General features: G+C 50.5%; 20 protein-coding genes. 14 read left to right on the top strand and 6 right to left on the bottom strand.

Features of this window, described 5'->3' with window-relative positions:
- Positions 1–8: 8 nt before the first annotated feature.
- The 3 genes from ydjY to xthA form a co-directional block, all read right to left on the bottom strand.
- On the bottom strand, positions 9–686 hold the full coding sequence (gene ydjY, locus HUZ68_RS12490) for a lipoprotein YdjY (protein ID WP_033814666.1): 678 nt from the start codon (positions 684–686) through the stop codon (positions 9–11).
- Between the two features lie 4 nt (positions 687–690).
- Entirely contained in the window at positions 691–1,401 is a 711-nt protein-coding gene (locus tag HUZ68_RS12485) for a TVP38/TMEM64 family protein (protein WP_033814667.1), read from the bottom strand.
- Positions 1,402–1,567: 166 nt separating this feature from the next.
- Positions 1,568–2,374 (bottom strand): exodeoxyribonuclease III, encoded by an 807-nt coding sequence (gene xthA, locus HUZ68_RS12480; RefSeq protein ID WP_000673937.1) that lies wholly within the window; start codon positions 2,372–2,374, stop codon positions 1,568–1,570.
- A 445-nt stretch (positions 2,375–2,819) separates the two neighbouring features.
- On the opposite strand from xthA, the gene astC reads away from it, so the two are divergent.
- The 7 genes from astC (at position 2,820) to ves (ending at position 10,440) form a co-directional block, all read left to right on the top strand.
- On the top strand, positions 2,820–4,040 hold the full coding sequence (gene astC, locus HUZ68_RS12475) for a succinylornithine/acetylornithine transaminase (protein ID WP_033814668.1): 1,221 nt from the start codon (positions 2,820–2,822) through the stop codon (positions 4,038–4,040).
- The gene (astA, locus tag HUZ68_RS12470; RefSeq protein WP_000989419.1) at positions 4,037–5,071 is read left to right on the top strand and encodes an arginine N-succinyltransferase; all 1,035 of its coding nucleotides are present in this window, start codon (positions 4,037–4,039) and stop codon (positions 5,069–5,071) included. The genes astC and astA overlap by 4 nt, the downstream gene beginning before the upstream one ends.
- Positions 5,068–6,546 carry a succinylglutamate-semialdehyde dehydrogenase gene (gene astD, locus HUZ68_RS12465; protein ID WP_033814669.1) on the top strand — a complete coding sequence of 493 codons (1,479 nt, stop codon included), beginning with the start codon at positions 5,068–5,070 and terminating at the stop codon, positions 6,544–6,546. Before astA ends, astD begins: the two co-directional genes overlap by 4 nt.
- Positions 6,543–7,886 (top strand): N-succinylarginine dihydrolase, encoded by a 1,344-nt coding sequence (gene astB, locus HUZ68_RS12460; protein ID WP_072686479.1) that lies wholly within the window; start codon positions 6,543–6,545, stop codon positions 7,884–7,886. Before astD ends, astB begins: the two co-directional genes overlap by 4 nt.
- The gene (gene astE, locus HUZ68_RS12455) at positions 7,879–8,847 is read left to right on the top strand and encodes a succinylglutamate desuccinylase (RefSeq protein WP_000368528.1); all 969 of its coding nucleotides are present in this window, start codon (positions 7,879–7,881) and stop codon (positions 8,845–8,847) included. Before astB ends, astE begins: the two co-directional genes overlap by 8 nt.
- Positions 8,848–9,176: 329 nt before the next feature.
- Positions 9,177–9,662 (top strand): ATP-independent periplasmic protein-refolding chaperone Spy, encoded by a 486-nt coding sequence (gene spy, locus HUZ68_RS12450; RefSeq protein WP_001228981.1) that lies wholly within the window; start codon positions 9,177–9,179, stop codon positions 9,660–9,662.
- A gap of 202 nt (positions 9,663–9,864) precedes the next feature.
- Complete coding sequence (gene ves, locus HUZ68_RS12445) at positions 9,865–10,440, top strand: environmental stress-induced protein Ves (RefSeq protein WP_001302036.1); 576 nt, start codon at positions 9,865–9,867, stop codon at positions 10,438–10,440.
- Here the strand turns inward: ves and cho are convergent.
- Together cho and nadE are read right to left on the bottom strand one after the other, a co-directional pair.
- Positions 10,400–11,287, bottom strand: a complete 888-nt coding sequence (gene cho / locus HUZ68_RS12440) for an excinuclease Cho (RefSeq protein WP_033814671.1) — start codon at positions 11,285–11,287, stop codon at positions 10,400–10,402. The genes ves and cho overlap by 41 nt on opposite strands.
- Positions 11,288–11,516: 229 nt before the next feature.
- On the bottom strand, positions 11,517–12,344 hold the full coding sequence (gene nadE, locus HUZ68_RS12435) for an ammonia-dependent NAD(+) synthetase (protein ID WP_000175050.1): 828 nt from the start codon (positions 12,342–12,344) through the stop codon (positions 11,517–11,519).
- Positions 12,345–12,545: 201 nt separating this feature from the next.
- Here nadE and osmE point away from each other — a divergent pair, with 201 nt between their 5' ends.
- From osmE to chbG, 7 genes are all read left to right on the top strand, one after another.
- Complete coding sequence (gene osmE, locus HUZ68_RS12430; protein WP_001039044.1) at positions 12,546–12,884, top strand: osmotically-inducible lipoprotein OsmE; 339 nt, start codon at positions 12,546–12,548, stop codon at positions 12,882–12,884.
- A gap of 298 nt (positions 12,885–13,182) precedes the next feature.
- Positions 13,183–13,503, top strand: a complete 321-nt coding sequence (gene chbB / locus HUZ68_RS12425; RefSeq protein ID WP_000412169.1) for a PTS N,N'-diacetylchitobiose transporter subunit IIB — start codon at positions 13,183–13,185, stop codon at positions 13,501–13,503.
- An 84-nt stretch (positions 13,504–13,587) separates the two neighbouring features.
- The gene (gene chbC, locus HUZ68_RS12420) at positions 13,588–14,946 is read left to right on the top strand and encodes a PTS N,N'-diacetylchitobiose transporter subunit IIC (protein ID WP_000073041.1); all 1,359 of its coding nucleotides are present in this window, start codon (positions 13,588–13,590) and stop codon (positions 14,944–14,946) included.
- A gap of 50 nt (positions 14,947–14,996) precedes the next feature.
- On the top strand, positions 14,997–15,347 hold the full coding sequence (gene chbA, locus HUZ68_RS12415; protein WP_000968919.1) for a PTS N,N'-diacetylchitobiose transporter subunit IIA: 351 nt from the start codon (positions 14,997–14,999) through the stop codon (positions 15,345–15,347).
- 7 nt (positions 15,348–15,354) lie between these two features.
- On the top strand, positions 15,355–16,197 hold the full coding sequence (chbR, locus tag HUZ68_RS12410) for a transcriptional regulator ChbR (RefSeq protein WP_000983653.1): 843 nt from the start codon (positions 15,355–15,357) through the stop codon (positions 16,195–16,197).
- A 105-nt stretch (positions 16,198–16,302) separates the two neighbouring features.
- Entirely contained in the window at positions 16,303–17,655 is a 1,353-nt protein-coding gene (gene celF, locus HUZ68_RS12405) for a 6-phospho-beta-glucosidase (protein WP_000078747.1), read from the top strand.
- A gap of 12 nt (positions 17,656–17,667) precedes the next feature.
- Positions 17,668–18,426, top strand: coding sequence for a chitin disaccharide deacetylase (chbG, locus tag HUZ68_RS12400; RefSeq protein ID WP_000440487.1), 759 nt, complete (start codon positions 17,668–17,670; stop codon positions 18,424–18,426).
- A 46-nt stretch (positions 18,427–18,472) separates the two neighbouring features.
- On the opposite strand, the gene katE is transcribed toward chbG, so the two are convergent.
- The gene (gene katE, locus HUZ68_RS12395) at positions 18,473–20,734 is read right to left on the bottom strand and encodes a catalase HPII (protein WP_000077873.1); all 2,262 of its coding nucleotides are present in this window, start codon (positions 20,732–20,734) and stop codon (positions 18,473–18,475) included.
- Positions 20,735–20,898 lie beyond the last annotated feature (164 nt).

The following is a 20,898-nucleotide window of genomic DNA, read 5'->3' as shown; positions in this document are numbered from 1 at the left end:
TCCTGGCTTTATTCGGTGATTTTAAAGGTAACCGTTGCCAGCGTGTTATCCGCCGGGAGAACCGAGGCATTGCCTTTGAATTTAACTTCACCTCGTTTTTCAACCGCACCATAAGTGTATGTTGCATTGCTGACGATGCCGACCGGGCAGCTATCCAGACACACCAGGCAACCCGTTTTCTTCTCTTCTGCTGCCGTTAAATTACCGCCAAAGCGCATGTCCAGTTTCTTGCCATTACTGTCAACAATCACTTCATCGAAGGAATACGTTTTTGCCGCCCCTTGCCAGTTGACCGAAATATCCAGTTTGCTGCCCGTGACATGAGTCGTTTCTTTATTATCCATCGTCATGTTTTCGCCCGGCGTACCACCTGCCTCTTTCAGGGCTTCATAAAATGCTTTCGGGGTCGCATAACCCATAAACAGCGATTTATGTCCGTTGGAGCCATCTTTAAACACAATACCGTGACGAGTGTCGTCGGTGAGGAAACGACCATTAATTTGCACCAGCATGGTTACCGTATGGTTATTGGCATCGACGCGCAGCGGTTGGCTGTTCGAAAGTCCGTCGTATTCCACTTTTGCCGCCGTATTCTCTTTTTGATCGCAGCCGCTAAGCCCAGCAACAGCCAGTAAGCAGAGTGCAGTCAGTCCTTTTTTCCATGACACTGAATAATGTTGCAACATCGTTCTATCCTTCATTTTTTGGGTGAGTAAGTGGGTTGCGGCGCGAAGCAGACAGATCCACATGTTTGTGTCGGGCGTAGAGTTTGGCGAGCTGGACGAGAATAAACAGCGCCAGGCCCGCCAGACAGAGTTGTAAAATAAAGCGCAGCGTAATGCCTTCATTGGCGAGATCGCTTGCCATCACGGTATAAATTACGATTCCGGGCAGGGTGGTTAATGCCGAAATAAGGGTATAGGGCCAGAAAGCAATAGCGGTTAATCCGTAAGCGTAATTTTGAATATTGTACGGAAACAGCGGAATTAAGCGGGTCAGAATAAGAAAATCGATGCCGTTACGCGCAATGCCTTTTTCTATAGCCTTGAAGGTATGGCTATGGCCCACGTATTTCAGCAGTAAATCACGTCCCATCCAGCGCGCCAGCAGGAATGAGCACGAGGAGGCCAGCGTAGCGGCAATTAATGAGAGTAGTGTCCCTAAGAGCGGGCCAAAAACTATTCCTCCCGCGATCACCAGTATGCTTCCTGGTAACAGAAAGAGGGTGGCAATGATGAATAACAGAATATAGAGGCTATAACCGAACAATCCGCTCTGGCGAATGAGTGTCTGTAAGTGGGGTAAATCGGTGAGCAGATCGAATAAACCGAAAGCGTGGATAGCGTAAATGACCAGCGCAAAAATAAGACAGGCAAAAAGAAATTTACGCTCAGCGTTCATCGTGGAGTTTCCTATATCAAACTTGATAATAGAGAAGTGGTCAGACAACTAAAAACGCAGTGACGGTATAACAAAGGACGGCAGGCAACAAATCATTACTGACAGTTTGTTGATTTTTCTCAAGGTTAATTCTCCTGACCCAGTTTGAGCCAGGAGAGCTGCTAAATTAGCGGCGGAAGGTCGCCCAGACGGGGGCGTGATCGGACGGTTTTTCCATGCTGCGGATTTCATAGTCGATGCCGGTTTCTACGCAACATTCTGCCAGCGGTTGGCTGGCGAGCAGCAGGTCGATGCGCAGACCACGGTTATCGTCAAAACCTTTTGAGCGGTAATCAAACCATGAGAAACGATCTGCTGTTTGCGGATTCGCATGGCGGAAGGTATCAACCAATCCCCAGCTCATCAGTCTCTCCATCCATTCGCGTTCCTCCGGAAGGAAAGAACATTTTCCGGTACGCAGCCAGCGCTTACGGTTCTCTTCGCCAATGCCAATATCCAGGTCGCCAGGACTGATATTCATATCGCCCATAATCAGCACCGGATTTTCACGCTTGAGTTCGGTTTCCAGGTAGTTTTGCAGATTCTGATAAAACTGCGCCTTTGCCGGGAATTTTATCGGATGGTCGCGGCTTTCACCCTGCGGGAAGTAACCGTTGATCACGGTGACATTGCCCAGCGGCGAGGGGATTTCCGCCATAATAATCCGCCGCTGCGCCTCTTCTTCGTCACCGGGAAAGCCGCGACGCACGGCAATCGGCGTCTCTTTGGTCAGCAGCGCCACGCCATAATGGCCTTTCTGCCCGTGATAAAACACGTTGTAGCCGAGCTTCGCCACCTCTTCGAGGGGAAACATATCGTCATGAACTTTTGTCTCCTGCAGGCCAATCACATCCGGTTGGTGCTTTTCGACGATGGCTTCAAGCTGGTGGGGTCTGGCGCGCAGGCCGTTGATATTAAAAGAGACAAATTTCATAGTCGCTGCCATTTATTCAGATAAAGAGTGCGTGGATGGTAGCAGAATTTCGCTTTGCTTACCGCCTGTTGTTAAGTGATTTGATCGATGGTTGTTAATGATGTCAACGATGGCGCAAAAAATGCCCGCTTTTGGTGCGCGCTGCGTCAGAATGGCGCAGTAATTTCCAGTAAATTTCGTCAATGATCACAATTCCAGAATTATATTTTACTTCTGCATAACATTGCGTTTTTTATTCTTTTTATTCACCCACATCGCAAACGTATTCACTTTATATGCACTTTAAATGCATATGGTTTGGTTATAACTCCTTGATTTCCAGTTGGCCTCCGCCGTTTATGCACTTTTATCACTGGCTGGCACGAACCCTGCAATCTACATTTACAGCGCAAACATTACTTATTATTAACATATAAATAACGAATTATTTACTGTAGAGGTCGCTATGTCTCAGCCAATTACGCGTGAAAACTTTGATGAATGGATGATACCTGTTTACGCTCCGGCACCCTTTATACCGGTACGTGGCGAAGGTTCGCGCTTGTGGGATCAGCAGGGGAAAGAGTATATCGACTTCGCGGGTGGCATTGCGGTGAACGCGCTGGGCCATGCGCATCCGGAACTGCGTGAAGCGCTGAACGAACAGGCGAGTAAGTTCTGGCATACCGGCAACGGTTACACCAACGAGCCGGTACTGCAACTGGCGAAAAAATTGATCGACGCCACGTTTGCCGATCGCGTCTTCTTTTGTAACTCCGGTGCGGAAGCCAATGAAGCGGCGCTAAAACTGGCGCGTAAATTCGCTCACGACCGCTACGGCAGCCATAAGAGCGGTATCGTGGCGTTTAAAAATGCGTTTCATGGTCGCACGCTGTTTACTGTCAGTGCGGGTGGGCAGCCAGCCTATTCACAGGATTTTGCGCCACTGCCGCCGGATATTCGTCATGCTGCATATAACGATATTAACTCTGCCAGCGCGCTGATTGACGATTCTACCTGTGCGGTGATTGTCGAACCCATCCAGGGGGAAGGCGGTGTGGTGCCAGCCAGCAACGCATTTTTACAAGGTCTGCGTGAATTGTGTGATCGCCACAATGCGTTGTTGATTTTTGATGAAGTACAAACCGGCGTCGGGCGCACCGGGGAACTGTATGCCTATATGCACTACGGCGTGACGCCTGATCTGTTAACTACCGCCAAAGCGCTGGGCGGCGGTTTCCCGGTCGGTGCGTTGTTAGCAACCGAAGACTGCGCCAGCGTGATGACCGTTGGCACTCATGGCACCACCTATGGCGGCAATCCGCTGGCCTCGGCGGTGGCAGGCAAAGTGCTGGAGCTCATCAATACGCCAGAGATGCTTAACGGGGTTAAGCAACGTCACGACTGGTTTGTTGAGCGTCTTAATATTATTAATCACCGCTATGGTTTGTTCAGTGAAGTTCGCGGCTTAGGTTTGCTGATTGGCTGTGTACTGAATGCCGATTACGCCGGGCAAGCGAAACAGATCTCTCAGGAAGCGGCGAAAGCAGGCGTGATGGTACTGATTGCGGGTGGCAACGTGGTGCGTTTTGCGCCTGCGCTCAATGTCAGCGAAGAAGAGGTGACGACCGGACTGGATCGCTTTGCAGTTGCTTGCGAACACTTTGTTAGCCGAGGTTCATCATGATGGTCATCCGTCCCGTTGAGCGCTCAGATGTCTCGGCGCTGATGCAGCTTGCCAGCAAAACGGGCGGCGGCCTGACGTCGCTTCCCGCCAATGAAGCCACGCTTTCGGCGCGTATCGAAAGGGCAATCAAAACCTGGCAAGGCGAACTGCCTAAAAGTGAGCAGGGTTATGTGTTCGTGCTGGAAGATAGCGAGACAGGCACCGTGGCGGGGATTTGTGCCATTGAGGTGGCAGTTGGGCTGAACGATCCCTGGTACAACTATCGCGTCGGCACGCTGGTTCACGCTTCGAAAGAGCTGAATGTCTATAACGCATTGCCGACGTTGTTTCTCAGTAACGATCACACCGGCAGCAGCGAGCTGTGCACGCTGTTTCTCGACCCGGACTGGCGCAAAGAGGGCAACGGCTATTTGCTGTCGAAATCGCGCTTTATGTTTATGGCGGCTTTTCGCGACAAGTTTAATGACAAAGTGGTTGCTGAAATGCGCGGGGTGATTGACGAACACGGCTATTCACCGTTCTGGCAAAGCCTCGGTAAACGCTTCTTTTCGATGGATTTTAGCCGCGCCGATTTTCTCTGCGGCACCGGGCAAAAGGCATTTATTGCAGAACTGATGCCGAAACATCCGATCTATACGCACTTTTTATCCCAGGAAGCCCAGGACGTCATCGGTCAGGTACATCCGCAAACCGCGCCTGCCCGCGCGGTGCTGGAGAAAGAAGGTTTTCGCTACCGCAACTATATCGACATCTTCGACGGTGGGCCGACGCTTGAGTGTGACATCGACCGCGTGCGCGCCATCCGTAAAAGTCGGCTGGTGGAAGTGGCAGAAGGGCAGCCTGCGCAGGGCGATTTTCCGGCCTGCCTGGTCGCCAATGAAAATTATCACCATTTCCGCGTGGTGCTGGTGCGTACCGATCCGGCAACCGAGCGTTTGATTTTAACCGCCGCACAACTGGATGCCCTCAAATGCCATGCAGGGGATCGCGTTCGTCTGGTGCGCCTGTGCGCAGAGGAGAAAACAGCATGACTTTATGGATTAACGGTGACTGGATAACGGGCCAGGGTGCATCGCGTGTGAAGCGTAATCCGGTATCGGGCGAGGTGTTATGGCAAGGCAATGATGCCGATGCCGCTCAGGTCGGGCAGGCTTGTCGCGCAGCCCGTGCGGCGTTTCCGCGCTGGGCGCGGCTCTCATTTGCTGAACGTCAGGCAGTTGTCGAACGCTTTGCCGGATTGCTGGAAAGGAATAAAGCCGAATTAACCGCAATCATTGCCCGAGAAACCGGCAAGCCGCGTTGGGAAGCGGCAACCGAAGTGACGGCGATGATCAATAAAATCGCGATTTCAATTAAGGCGTATCACGTTCGTACCGGCGAGCAGCGTAGCGAAATGCCGGACGGCGCGGCGAGCCTGCGACATCGCCCGCACGGCGTGCTGGCGGTGTATGGGCCGTATAATTTCCCTGGTCATTTGCCGAACGGACATATCGTTCCGGCATTGCTGGCAGGTAACACCATTATCTTTAAACCCAGCGAACTGACACCGTGGAGTGGCGAAGCGGTAATGCGTTTATGGCAGCAGGCTGGCTTACCGCCTGGCGTGCTGAACCTGGTGCAGGGCGGGCGCGAGACGGGTCAGGCGCTGAGTGCGTTGGAGGATCTCGACGGCTTGCTGTTTACCGGCAGCGCCAATACCGGCTACCAGCTGCATCGCCAGCTCTCCGGTCAGCCGGAGAAAATTCTCGCCCTTGAGATGGGCGGTAATAACCCGCTAATTATCGATGAGGTGGCGGATATCGACGCCGCTGTCCATCTGACCATTCAGTCGGCGTTTGTCACAGCCGGTCAACGCTGCACCTGTGCCCGCCGTTTATTGCTGAAAAGCGGGGCGCAGGGCGATGCGTTTCTTGCTCGTCTGGTTGCCGTCAGCCAGCGATTAACGCCGGGCAACTGGGATGACGAACCGCAGCCGTTTATTGGCGGGCTGATTTCTGAACAGGCCGCACAGCAGGTGGTTACTGCCTGGCAGCAACTGGAAGCGATGGGCGGACGAACCCTGCTTGCGCCGCGCTTATTACAAGCAGGGACATCGTTGCTGACGCCGGGGATCATTGAAATGACAGGCGTTGCTGGCGTACCAGATGAAGAGGTGTTCGGACCGTTATTGCGCGTCTGGCGTTATGACAATTTCGATGAAGCGATCAGGATGGCGAACAACACCCGCTTTGGCCTCTCTTGCGGTCTGGTTTCCCCCGAGCGGGAAAAATTCGATCAACTGTTGCTGGAGGCGCGGGCGGGGATTGTTAACTGGAACAAACCGCTTACCGGCGCTGCCAGTACCGCGCCATTCGGCGGCATTGGCGCTTCCGGTAACCATCGCCCCAGCGCCTGGTATGCCGCAGATTACTGCGCCTGGCCGATGGCGAGCCTGGAGTCGGATTCGTTAACGCTGCCCGCGACACTTAACCCCGGGCTGGATTTTTCCGATGAGGTGGTGCGATGAACGCCTGGGAAGTTAATTTCGACGGGCTGGTAGGGCTGACGCATCATTACGCGGGCCTGTCGTTTGGTAATAAAGCCTCTACCCGTCACCGTTTTCAGGTCTCTAACCCGCGACTGGCGGCAAAACAGGGCTTACTGAAAATGAAAACCCTTGCCGATGCGGGATTCCCCCAGGCCGTGATCCCGCCGCACGAGCGTCCGTTTATTCCGGTGCTGCGTCAGTTGGGATTCAGTGGTAGCGATGAGCAGGTACTGGAAAAGGTTGTACGCCAGGCACCGCACTGGCTTTCCAGCGTCAGTTCCGCTTCGCCAATGTGGGTAGCCAATGCGGCAACGATCGCGCCATCTGCCGATACGCTGGATGGCAAAGTGCATTTCACGGTCGCCAACCTGAACAATAAATTTCACCGTTCGCTGGAAGCGCCCGTCACCGAATCGCTGTTAAAAGCGATTTTTAACGATGAAGAGAAATTCGCTGTCCATTCGGCGTTGCCGCAGGTGGCTTTGCTCGGTGATGAGGGGGCGGCAAACCACAACCGTCTCGGCGGTCATTACGGTGAACCGGGTATGCAACTTTTTGTCTACGGGCGAGAAGAGGGCAATGATACCCGACCTACCCGCTATCCGGCGCGGCAGACTCGCGAAGCCAGCGAGGCGGTGGCAAGGCTGAATCAGGTGAATCCCCAACAGGTGATTTTCGCCCAGCAAAACCCGGACGTTATCGACCAGGGCGTTTTTCATAATGACGTGATTGCCGTGAGTAACCGCCAGGTGCTGTTTTGCCACCAACAGGCGTTCGCTCGCCAGTCACAGTTACTGGCAAACCTGCGTGCGCGGGTGAACGGTTTTATGGCGATAGAAGTTCCGGCAACTCAGGTTTCCGTGTCGGATGCGGTGTCTACCTATCTGTTTAACAGCCAACTGCTGAGCCGCGATGATGGTTCCATGGTGTTGGTGCTGCCACAGGAGTGTCGGGAACACGCCGGAGTATGGTGTTATCTCAATGAACTCCTTGCCGCTGACAACCCGATCAGCGAACTAAAAGTCTTTGATTTACGTGAAAGCATGGCGAATGGCGGTGGCCCGGCGTGCCTGCGGTTGCGGGTGGTATTGACAGAAGAAGAACGCCGGGCGGTGAATCCGGCGGTGATGATGAACGATACCTTGTTTAATGCGCTCAATGACTGGGTGGATCGTTACTACCGCGATCGTCTTACTGCTGCCGATCTGGCCGACCCGCAATTGCTGCGCGAAGGGCGGGAAGCACTGGATGTATTGAGCCAATTACTGAATCTCGGTTCGGTTTATCCGTTCCAGCGCGAGGGAGGGGGCAATGGATAATTTTCTTGCTCTGACCTTAACGAGTAAAAAACCTGTCATCACCGAGCGAGAAATCAACGGTGTTCGCTGGCGCTGGCTGGGCGATGGTGTGCTGGAACTGACGCCATTAACGCCACCGCAAGGCGCTCTGGTGATTTCTGCGGGGATCCACGGTAATGAGACGGCACCTGTGGAGATGCTGGACGCATTGCTTGGCGCGATATCTCACGGCGAGATCCCGTTACGGTGGCGGTTGCTGGTGATCCTCGGGAATCCTCCTGCGCTGAAGCAAGGGAAACGTTATTGCCATAGCGATATGAACCGAATGTTTGGCGGTCGTTGGCAGCTGTTTGCTGAAAGCGGGGAAACCTGTCGGGCGCGCGAACTGGAACAGTGCCTGGAAGATTTTTATGACCAGGGCAAAGAATCTGTGCGCTGGCACCTTGATCTACATACCGCAATTCGTGGCTCCTTGCATCCGCAGTTCGGTGTATTACCGCAACGCGACATTCCCTGGGACGAGAAATTTCTGACGTGGCTGGGTGCGGCGGGGCTGGAGGCGCTGGTGTTCCATCAGGAGCCTGGTGGTACGTTTACCCATTTCAGCGCCAGACATTTTGGCGCGCTGGCCTGTACGCTGGAACTTGGCAAAGCGTTGCCCTTTGGGCAAAACGATCTTCGCCAGTTTGCAGTAACTGCCAGCGCAATTGCTGCGCTGCTATCTGGTGAGAGTGTCGGTATCGTGAGAACACCGCCGCTCCGTTATCGGGTGGTTTCGCAAATTACTCGCCACTCGCCGTCCTTCGAAATGCATATGGCAAGTGACACGCTGAATTTTATGCCGTTTGAGAAAGGAACATTGCTGGCGCAGGACGGTGAGGAACGTTTTACCGTAACCCATGATGTAGAGTATGTGTTATTCCCTAATCCGTTGGTAGCGTTGGGATTACGCGCGGGATTAATGCTCGAAAAAATAAGCTAATACTTACCCGCAGAAATCATTCTGCGGGTATTAAGTTGCTTTCTTATAAATTAATACAGATTAATCCTGGTTATTTGCTTTATTTATCACCAGTCATCCGGTATAGTTCTTCATAATCTCTGCAAAATCATCGTGTTGTAATATTCGCTCATCACTCTCCATCAAATTTTCTTTTTTTCTCCATAATTGGCGCAAAAGTGTTTTTTACACTTTCATTGTTTTACCGTTGCTCTGATTAATTGACGCTAAAGTCAGTAAAGTTAATCTCGTCAACACGGCACGCTACTTAAGAAAGCCGTAATAAATAACTGAAAGGAAGGATATAGAATATGCGTAAATTAACTGCACTGTTTGTTGCCTCTACCCTGGCTCTTGGCGCGGCTAACCTGGCCCATGCCGCAGACACCACTACCGCAGCACCGGCTGACGCGAAGCCGATGATGCACCACAAAGGCAAGTTCGGTCCGCATCAGGACATGATGTTCAAAGACCTGAACCTGACCGACGCGCAGAAACAGCAGATCCGCGAAATCATGAAAGGCCAGCGTGACCAGATGAAACGTCCGCCGCTGGAAGAACGCCGCGCAATGCATGACATCATTGCCAGCGATACCTTCGATAAAGCAAAAGCTGAAGCGCAGATCGCAAAAATGGAAGAACAGCGCAAAGCTAACATGCTGGCGCACATGGAAACCCAGAACAAAATTTACAACATCCTGACGCCGGAACAGAAAAAGCAATTTAATGCTAATTTTGAGAAGCGTCTGACAGAACGTCCAGCGGCAAAAGGTAAAATGCCTGCAACTGCTGAATAATCTTTCAGCCAAAAAACTTAAGACCGCCGGTCTTGTCCACTACCTTGCAGTAATGCGGTGGACAGGATCGGCGGTTTTCTTTTCTCTTCTCAAACAGTTGTAAAAAAAGCCTGATCACCACTAACGTAAATCACCCGAGTTGCCGATAACCATCCACGGTTACCTGAACGATAACAATGAAAAGAACGGGCCGGGAGCGAGTATGGAATACTTTGATATGCGTAAAATGTCGGTGAATCTGTGGCGAAACGCTGCCGGTGAAACGCGCGAAATTTGCACTTTCCCACCGGCAAAACGTGATTTTTACTGGCGTGCCAGCATTGCATCCATCGCGGCGAATGGGGAGTTTTCTTTGTTTCCCGGTATGGAAAGGATAGTGACGTTGCTGGAAGGCGGCGAGATGTTCCTTGAAAGCGCAGACCACTTTAACCATACCTTAAAACCGTTACAGCCTTTTGCCTTTGCGGCGGACCAGGTGGTAAAAGCGAAACTGACGGCAGGGCAGATGTCGATGGATTTCAATATTATGACGCGCCTGGATGTCTGTAAGGCGAAAGTCAGAATTGCCGAACGTACGTTTACTACCTTTGGCTCACGCGGCGGGGTGGTGTTTGTGATTAACGGGGCGTGGCAACTGGGCGACAAACTGCTCACTACCGACCAGGGCGCGTGCTGGTTCGATGGCAGGCACACCCTGCGGCTTTTACAACCGCAAGGTAAACTGTTGTTCAGTGAAATCAACTGGCTCGCTGGTCATTCGCCGGATCAAGTTCAGTAATTTCATAGTTACCGGAAAGCAGCGGCTTACAAAGAATTTTATAACCGTCGTGATCAAACCCGGCGGGTGTCCGAATTAACGTTGTCGCTTCTTCCAGCGAATTAACCGCCCCCAGCCACAGCCAGTTTTGAATAATATGATATTGAGTCATTTCCGGGTGCTGTTCTTTCAGCGCCACCGCCCCTTGCCAAGGCCAACACACCACCCGCAAACGCTCCAGAGACTGGCGCAAGCGTAGCGCATGTTCCTCATGGCTCTCTTTACCGCAGCATGCTCCGGCGCAACGTTTTAGCGCTGAACGAAAACATGCACGACCGCGACTTAACGGTTCCAGTCCCAACAGGCCATAACAAAGTTTTTGTTCATCAGCGATGCTCTGCAATGCTTGCAAAGCTGCGCGCCTATTGGCAAACAGGCCAAACAGGTTGGGGGCTCGTGAAAAATCCACCTCTTTGGCATACACCACATCGACGCGCTTTTCATTTAATTGCAGGGCACAGAGCTGGCGATTGCGGCGCAACCGTTTATTAAACAGCGGCTGTTGTTCTTTGATTAATCGCGCTTCAAGGAGCAGAGCGCCGATTTCGCCTGCGGTGCAGATCCAGCTAATTCGCCGGGATTGCCGTAGCATGGCGGCTTCATCCGGGGTGCGTAAATGAGAAAGCACCCGACTGCGGATATTAACGCTTTTGCCGATATAGAGCGGCATGGTGTCACTTTCGCCATGAAACAGATACACCCCTGGTCGGGTGGGTAAGTCATTAAGGAATGAACGTAAATGTTCGGGATATTCATAAATTGCCGCAGCTTCAAATTCGAGCCGCGAAGAAGTTAAACGCCGTACCACTGTTGACTCCGAATGCTGGTTATCTATCCAGTGTAACAGGCGGGAAGCGATTAAAAAAGAGGCGGGTCGATGACAAAGGTTACACCGTCTTACGTGCTACGCCTGTCAGGCCTATTCGACTCCTGCAATGTATTGAATTTGCATAGTTTTGTAGGTCGAATAAGGCGTTCACGCCGCATCCGGCGTGAACAAATTACTCTTTTTCGCACAATCCAATATGTGCAAATTATTACTTTTTCCAGAAATCATCGAAAACGGTAATTGGCGGACGGCGTTTATGTTCGGTTTTCAGATACCAGTTCTCTATTGTTCTGGCGACCTGTTCAGGTACGTTTTTCCCTTCCAGATAGTCGTCGATATTGTCATAGGTCACGCCGAGTGCCACTTCATCTGGCAGAGAAGGGCGATCATCTTCCAGATCGGCCGTTGGCGCTTTCTTATAAAGGTGTTCCGGGCAACCTAATGCTGCCAGTAACTGTTTACCCTGACGTTTGTTGAGACGATACAGCGGATTAATGTCCGTACCGCCGTCACCATATTTAGTGAAGAATCCGGTAATGGCTTCTGCTGCATGATCGGTGCCCACCACGACACCGCTGGTCATACCCGCAATGCTATATTGTGCTTTCATCCGCTCACGCGCTTTTTCATTGCCACGGACAAAATCGCTCAGTTCAATGCCTGCTTCCCGCAATGCCTGCTCGCTAGCCAATACCGCGCCCTTGATATTAACGGTTAATACGCGATCCGGTTGAATAAAGGCAATGGCATCCTGGCAATCTTGTTCGTCGGCCTGAACACCATAGGGCAGGCGTACGGCAATAAATTGCAGTGATTCGTTGCCGGTTTCCTGGCGCAGCTCATTAATCGCCATCTGGCACAGCTTTCCGGCAAGCGTGGAGTCCTGACCGCCGCTGATCCCGAGCACCAGTGATTTAATGAACGGATAAGTTCGCAGGTAGCTTTTCAGAAAATCGACACTACGACGAATTTCCTCTTCGGCATTAATCTGCGGTTTTGCGCCCAGCGCCTTTATTATTTGTTGTTGCAATGTCATTGAACCCCTCCAGACAGAAAAGACAAAACTTCCTTAAAGCTAACCCGTTGCCACTGAAACGACAAGCGACAGCGGGCTGAATGGTGGTTAAAACGTCATACAGGAATCCTCTGAAAGCGGAGCCGTTTCGTTCATGGGCTTGAAAAAGCGCCCAATGTATTCCAGGCTTATCTAACACGCTGATAAACAAGAGGACGGAATATGAACAAGAATATGGCAGGAATTCTGAGTGCAGCGGCGGTATTAACCATGCTGGCGGGTTGTACGGCTTATGATCGTACCAAAGACCAGTTTGTACAGCCTGTGGTGAAAGACGTCAAAAAAGGCATGAGCCGGGCGCAGGTTGCACAAATTGCGGGTAAACCTTCGTCTGAAGTGAGCATGATCCATGCTCGTGGTACTTGCCAGACCTACATCCTGGGTCAACGTGATGGTAAAGCAGAAACCTACTTTGTCGCGTTAGATGATACCGGACATGTCATCAACTCCGGTTATCAGACCTGTGCTGAATACGACACTGATCCACAGGCTGCGAAGTAATCACTTCGTCTGAACGCTTGAGTAACAACGGAAACCGGCCATTGCGCCGGTTTTTTTTGGCCTGAGTTCTTAATTATCTTCGCGAATTATTTGCCCGAAATGTGAAGAGGGTCATAACCGCAGGTCAAGGAGAGACAATTTATAAGGTCAAAGAAATACTATTGCTCAGGTCTATACCGTATACTCCTTTCAGCCACAAAAAAAGTCATGTTGGTTTCGCAAGTTACCCAGAGCATGGAAGCAGGTTAAGGCTTGCGGAGTGTCTGGCTGACAGATAATCGTCGATGAGGGCAGTTTTATGGAAAAGAAACACATTTATCTGTTTTGTTCTGCGGGCATGTCTACCTCTTTACTGGTATCAAAAATGCGCGCACAGGCAGAAAAATATGAAGTTCCGGTCATTATTGAAGCATTTCCGGAAACACTGGCTGGTGAAAAAGGTCAGAATGCCGATGTCGTGTTATTAGGGCCGCAGATTGCTTATATGTTGCCCGAAATCCAGCGTTTGTTACCCAACAAACCGGTTGAAGTAATTGACTCGCTGCTTTATGGCAAAGTCGATGGTTTAGGCGTGCTTAAGGCTGCGGTTGCAGCGATTAAAAAAGCCGCAGCAAATTAATTTATTTTAAATTTTCCCGTCAAAGAGTTATTTCATAAATCAATACCGCAATATTTAAATTGCGGTTTTTAAGGGTATTTTTCTATGAGTAATGTTATTGCATCGCTTGAAAAGGTACTCCTCCCTTTTGCAGTTAAAATAGGAAAGCAGCCACACGTTAATGCAATCAAAAATGGCTTTATTCGCTTAATGCCGTTAACCCTTGCGGGGGCCATGTTTGTATTAATTAACAACGTTTTTCTAAGCTTTGGGGAGGGGTCGTTTTTTTATTCCTTAGGTATTCGCCTCGACGCCTCAACCATTGAAACACTTAATGGTCTGAAAGGTATTGGCGGCAACGTATATAACGGAACATTAGGGATAATGTCTTTAATGGCACCGTTCTTTATTGGCATGGCGCTGGCAGAAGAGCGTAAAGTCGATGCGCTGGCGGCTGGGTTGTTATCCGTTGCAGCATTTATGACCGTCACCCCATATAGTGTCGGTGAGGCCTATGCGGTTGGCGCAAACTGGTTAGGTGGGGCGAATATCATCTCCGGGATTATTATTGGCCTGGTGGTGGCAGAAATGTTTACCTTTATTGTCCGCCGCAATTGGGTCATTAAACTGCCCGACAGCGTACCTGCTTCAGTATCGCGTTCCTTCTCGGCATTAATTCCCGGCTTTATTATTCTTTCCGTGATGGGGATTATTGCCTGGGCGTTGAATACCTGGGGCACCAACTTCCATCAGATCATTATGGATACCATCTCAACCCCTCTGGCATCGTTGGGTAGCGTGGTGGGCTGGGCCTATGTGATCTTTGTTCCACTGCTCTGGTTCTTCGGTATTCATGGCGCGCTGGCGCTGACCGCACTGGACAACGGCATTATGACGCCGTGGGCGCTGGAAAATATCGCGACCTATCAGCAATATGGTTCCGTCGAAGCGGCGCTGGCAGCCGGTAAGACCTTCCATATCTGGGCCAAGCCGATGCTGGACTCCTTTATTTTCCTTGGGGGCAGTGGTGCGACTTTAGGCCTGATCCTGGCTATCTTTATCGCCTCTCGCCGTGCTGATTATCGTCAGGTGGCAAAACTGGCGCTGCCGTCCGGCATCTTCCAGATTAACGAACCGATTCTGTTTGGTCTGCCAATTATCATGAACCCGGTGATGTTTATCCCGTTTGTACTGGTACAACCGATTCTGGCGGCAATCACCCTGGCAGCGTACTACATGGGCATTATTCCTCCGGTGACCAATATTGCACCGTGGACCATGCCAACCGGTCTGGGAGCCTTCTTTAACACCAACGGTAGCGTCGCCGCATTGCTGGTTGCACTCTTCAACCTTGGTATCGCAACGTTAATTTATCTGCCCTTTGTTGTGGTGGCTAACAAAGCACAAAACGCGATTGATAAAGAAGAGAGCGAAGAAGATATCGCTAACGCCCTGAAATTTTAATCGATGCCGGTACGGGTAATCGTGCCGGTAAGAATAGAGAGGAACGATGTATGATGGATCTCGATAATATTCCCGATACGCAAACGGAAGCTGAAGAGCTGGAAGAAGTGGTGATGGGGCTTATCATCAACTCCGGACAAGCGCGCAGCCTGGCGTATGCGGCACTGAAACAGGCGAAGCAGGGCGATTTTGCCGCAGCAAAAGCCATGATGGATCAGTCACGGATGGCATTGAATGAAGCGCATCTGGTACAGACGAAACTGATTGAAGGCGATGCGGGCGAAGGTAAGATGAAAGTGAGTCTGGTGCTGGTCCACGCTCAGGATCATTTAATGACGTCCATGCTTGCGCGTGAACTGATTACCGAATTAATTGAGCTTCATGAAAAACTGAAGGCATAAGGAGTCGATGATGCAGCCAGTGATTAACGCGCCGGAAATTGCCACTGCCCGAGAACAGCAGTTGTTTAATGGCAAAAACTTCCATGTGTTTATCTATAACAAAACTGAGAGTATCAGCGGACTGCATCAGCACGACTATTATGAATTTACTCTGGTATTAACCGGGCGTTATTTCCAGGAGATTAACGGTAAGCGCGTGTTACTGGAACGGGGCGATTTTGTTTTTATTCCGTTAGGTTCGCACCATCAAAGTTTTTATGAGTTTGGTGCCACGCGTATATTGAACGTTGGGATCAGTAAACGCTTTTTTGAGCAGCATTACCTGCCGTTGTTGCCTTATTGCTTTGTTGCTTCGCAGGTATACCGGACCAATAACGCTTTTCTCACCTATGTGGAAACAGTGATTTCTTCATTGAATTTCCGCGAAACAGGGCTGGAAGAGTTTGTTGAGATGGTTACTTTTTATGTCATTAACCGTTTACGTCATTACCGCGAAGAACAGGTGATTGATGATGTACCGCAGTGGCTGAAAAGTACGGTAGAAAAGATGCATGATAAAGAGCAGTTTAGTGAATCGGCGCTGGAGAATATGGTGACGTTGTCAGCCAAATCACAGGAATATTTGACGCGGGCGACTCAACGATATTATGGCAAAACGCCAATGCAGATTATTAATGAAATCCGTATTAATTTTGCCAAAAAACAACTGGAAATGACCAACTATTCAGTGACGGATATTGCGTTCGAGGCCGGTTATAGTAGCCCGAGTTTGTTTATTAAAACGTTTAAGAAATTAACGTCCTTTACGCCTAAGAGCTATCGTAAGAAATTGACTGAATTTAATCAGTAAGTCGTTATACCTGACAATTCACATATCTGTCCTGTTGCTGGATTATTTATGTCCGGGGGGGGCAGATATGCCAGATATCAGTATTCTGTACTGAAGGGAGAAATTATGAGCCAGAAATTAAAAGTCGTCACTATTGGTGGCGGGAGCAGCTATACCCCGGAGTTACTGGAAGGATTTATTAAGCGTTATCACGAATTGCCGGTCAGCGAATTATGGCTGGTGGATGTCGAAGGTGGCAAAGCTAAACTGGATATTATTTTCGATCTCTGCCAACGGATGATTGATAACGCTGGCGTCCCGATGAAGCTTTATAAAACGCTGGATCGCCGCGAAGCATTGAAAGATGCTGATTTCGTTACTACCCAACTGCGCGTAGGCCAATTACCGGCGCGCGAACTGGATGAACGTATTCCATTAAGTCATGGTTATCTTGGTCAGGAAACCAACGGCGCGGGCGGTCTGTTTAAAGGTCTGCGTACCATTCCGGTGATTTTTGACATCGTAAAAGATGTCGAAGAACTTTGTCCGAATGCATGGGTGATTAACTTCACTAACCCGGCGGGAATGGTCACTGAAGCCGTTTATCGTCATACCGGATTTAAACGCTTTATCGGCGTGTGTAATATTCCGATCGGCATGAAGATGTTTATTCGCGATGTTCTGATGCTGAAAGACAGCGATGATTTATCTATCGATCTGTTCGGCCTCAACCATATGGTGTTCATTAAGGATGTGCTGGTAAATGGCAAATCTCGCTTTGCCGAATTACTTGATGGTGTGGCATCCGGGCAGTTAAAAGCATCTGGCGTTAAAAATATTTTCGATCTGCCATTTAGCGAAGGCTTAATTCGTTCTCTGAATCTGTTGCCGTGTTCTTATTTGCTTTATTACTTCAAGCAAAAAGAGATGCTGGCTATTGAAATGGGCGAATACTACAAAGGCGGCGCACGAGCGCAGGTAGTACAGAAAGTCGAGAAACAACTTTTTGAGCTGTATAAAAACCCGGAGTTGAAAGTTAAGCCGAAAGAACTGGAACAGCGCGGTGGGGCTTATTACTCTGATGCAGCGTGCGAAGTGATCAACGCTATCTACAACGACAAGCAAGCAGAACATTACGTTAATATCCCGCATCATGGGCATATTGATAATATTCCGGCAGACTGGGCGGTAGAAATGACCTGTAAGCTGGGGCGCGATGGCGCGACGCCACATCCGCGCATTACGCATTTCGATGATAAAGTGATGGGGCTGATTCACACCATTAAAGGCTTCGAGATTGCTGCCAGCAACGCCGCACTTAGCGGAGAGTTTAACGATGTGTTACTGGCGCTAAACCTTAGTCCGTTGGTGCATTCCGATCGCGATGCTGAGCTGCTGGCACGCGAGATGATTCTGGCGCACGAGAAATGGCTGCCAAATTTTGCCGACTGCATCGCAGAGCTTAAAAAAGCACATTAACCGAGGCTGATTATGGAACGCTTACTGATTGTTAATGCCGATGATTTTGGCTTAAGCAAAGGTCAGAACTACGGCATTATCGAGGCCTGTCGCAATGGGGTTGTCACATCGACGACGGCGCTGGTGAATGGGCAGGCTATTGACCATGCGGTGCAGTTGAGTCGTGATGAACCGAGTCTGGCCATAGGGATGCACTTTGTCCTTACTATGGGCAAGCCACTGACAGCTATGCCGGGGTTAACCCGCGATGGTGTGCTGGGAAAATGGATCTGGCAGTTGGCAGAAGAAGATGCTTTACCGCTGGAAGAAATTACTCAGGAGCTTGCCAGTCAGTATTTGCGTTTCATTGAGCTATTTGGACGCAAACCTACGCATCTTGATAGCCATCATCATGTGCATATGTTCCCGCAGATTTTCCCTATTGTTGCCAGGTTTGCGGCTGAAGAGGGGATTGCGTTGCGCATCGACCGTCAGCCGCTATCTAACGCTGGTGATTTACCGGCTAATCTGCGCAGTTCGCACGGATTCAGTAGCGCGTTTTATGGTGAAGAGATTAGCGAGGCACTGTTCCTGCAAGTGCTTGATGATTCCAGCCATCGCGGGGAACGCTCGCTGGAAGTCATGTGCCATCCGGCGTTTGTCGATAATACGATTCGCCAGAGTGCTTACTGTTTCCCACGGTTAACGGAGTTGGAAGTGCTGACATCAGCGTCGTTGAAATATGCAATTGCTGAGCGTGGTTATCGGTTGGGTAGTTATCTTGATGTGTAAGTAAGGTGGTAAGGTCACTCCCCAGGGGACGTGACCTTATCCATATTTACGCCGGAATTTTGTCAATCTTAGGAATGCGTGACCACACGCGGTGTGCTGCCATCAGCGTTAACAGTTCATCCATAAAACTACCGTCGGCGCTGTCAGCTTCCACAATCCCTTCTTCACCCTGGTCAGCGACCTTGATTGTTGCTTTAAACTTGCGCGCGTCTCCCGCCAGCGCAATCGGTTTAAGGTGTTTGTAGGCTTCCATCAGGTAGTAGTTGGCATCGCCGTTGTCAGCGATATCCGCGATATTGCCGCAAGGGACAATGACCGCATCGACCGTCAGCGAAGGCGCACCGGCAAAGGTAGCGGCTATAGGCAACACCGTACCGTCATCCGCAGTCACTTCACCCATTCGGGAGTAGAGCAGTTTGGCATGAACGCCTTTGGCCTTCAGGGCCTTGAGAATGGCCAGAAGGTCTGCCGATCTCACTTCATCATTAAGTAAAATCGCTACCACGCGACCTTTCACATCACCGTCAGGAATGGCGTACAAACTTAAGGATGGATCCTTTTTCAGACCGTTGACGTCCGGAGGTGGGGTGATATTCAGCTGGTCGTCAGTCAGTTCGATACCGAGATTTTTCGCCACCGCCTGGGCCAGAGTGAGATCAATATGCGCCAGCTGGTCAACAACGCGCTCACGAATATACGGACGAACGACTTTGCTTAACTCAAAACTGAAACCATCGACAATATGACGCTGCTCGAATGGCGTCTGACTTAGCCAGAACAGACGCGGATGGGAATAATATTCGCCAAAAGATGGACTGCGCTCGCGAACTTTATTTCCTTCCACGCGTTCCTGATATGATTCAAAACCGCCGCGTTTCGGTCCCGGCGGTGTTTCGCGCGGCCAGTTATCGTTGATCGAGTTCGGTTCGTAATTCGCCGGGTTAGTGTCGATCCCCATACGATGCATGCCATCACGCTGGAAGTTGTGGTAAGGGCAGGTCGGACGGTTAATCGGAATCTCATGGAAATTCGGCCCACCAAGACGACTGATTTGTGTATCGGTATAGGAGAACAAACGTCCCTGCAACAGCGGATCGTTGGTGAAGTCCAGTCCCGGCACGATATGCCCAGGATGGAAAGCCGCCTGTTCGTTTTCAGCAAAGAAGTTATCCGGGTTGCGATTGAGCACCATTTTGCCGACACGCTGAACGGGCACCAGTTCTTCCGGGATAAGTTTGGTTGGATCGAGAAGATCGAAGTCGAACTTGAATTCATCTTCTTCAGGAATCAACTGGAAGCCCAGTTCGTATTCCGGAAAATCGCCTGCTTCAATGGCTTCCCACAACTCGCGGCGGTGGAAGTCCGGGTCACGTCCGGTTAGTTTTTGTGCTTCATCCCAAACGAGTGAGGCTTTACCTGCCAGTGGTTTCCAGTGGAAACGTACAAACGTTGCCTTCCCTTCGGCATTAATCAGGCGGAAGGTATGAATACCAAAGCCTTCCATGGTGCGGTAACTGCGGGGGATGCCGCGATCCGACATCGCCCACATCACGTTGTGCAGAGTTTCAGGTTGCAGAGAAACATAATCCCAGAAAGTATCGTGGGCGCTTTGCCCTTGTGGAATTGCCCAGTGTGGTTCTGGTTTTACCGCATGAACAAAATCGGGGAATTTATGCGCATCCTGGATAAAGAAGATTGGCGTGTTATTGCCAACAAGGTCAAAAATACCCTCTTCGGTATAGAATTTGGTGGCAAAGCCACGGATATCACGCACGGTATCGGCAGAGCCAGCACCACCCTGAACGGTAGAGAACCTAACAAATACTGGGGTGATTTTGTTCGGATCTGAGAGGAAATCCGCTTTGGTGATATCGCTTAAGCTTTTATATGGCTGGAAATAACCGTGAGCTGCTGATCCACGTGCATGAACAATACGTTCCGGGATGCGCTCATGGTCAAAGTGGGTGATTTTCTCGCGCAGAATAAAATCTTCCAGCAGCGTTGGACCACGGCTACCGGCACGCAGTGAGTTTTGATCGTCGGCGATGCGCACGCCCTGATTAGTGGTCAGCGCATAATTTTCACTGCCTTTGCGTACGTCTTCCAGAGAATTAAGTTTTTCGTTACGCGTATCAGGGGCTTTCAGGCTCCCTGGGGCGGTAGGTTGTGCACCTGGCGGTGTTGGTTCAGCCGCTGGACGATGAGAGCCGTCCTCAGGTGCCAGTGAGTCCATCCCCGGTTTCGCTTCGCTGGAATCGTGTAGTGGTGACTGGTGCTGATGTGGGTTCTTTTCGTTATGTTGCGACATTGAACTCGTCTCCTTAATTTATTACTGAAAGGGCCGCTGTTTTGGTCAAAAAACTCTCTAACTATAGACCACCAGCCAGATCCCACTTCGGAGACTATTCTGGAAACGGTGTTATGAAATACACGCAAAGCGGGACGTACAGGGGCTAAATCGGCTAAACTACA

Origin of the sequence: Shigella dysenteriae, assembly GCF_022354085.1 — a bacterium.
Lineage (GTDB): Bacteria > Pseudomonadota > Gammaproteobacteria > Enterobacterales > Enterobacteriaceae > Escherichia > Escherichia coli.
Note: the sequence above shows the minus strand (reverse complement) of the source record. Positions and strands in the feature narration are given on the sequence as shown.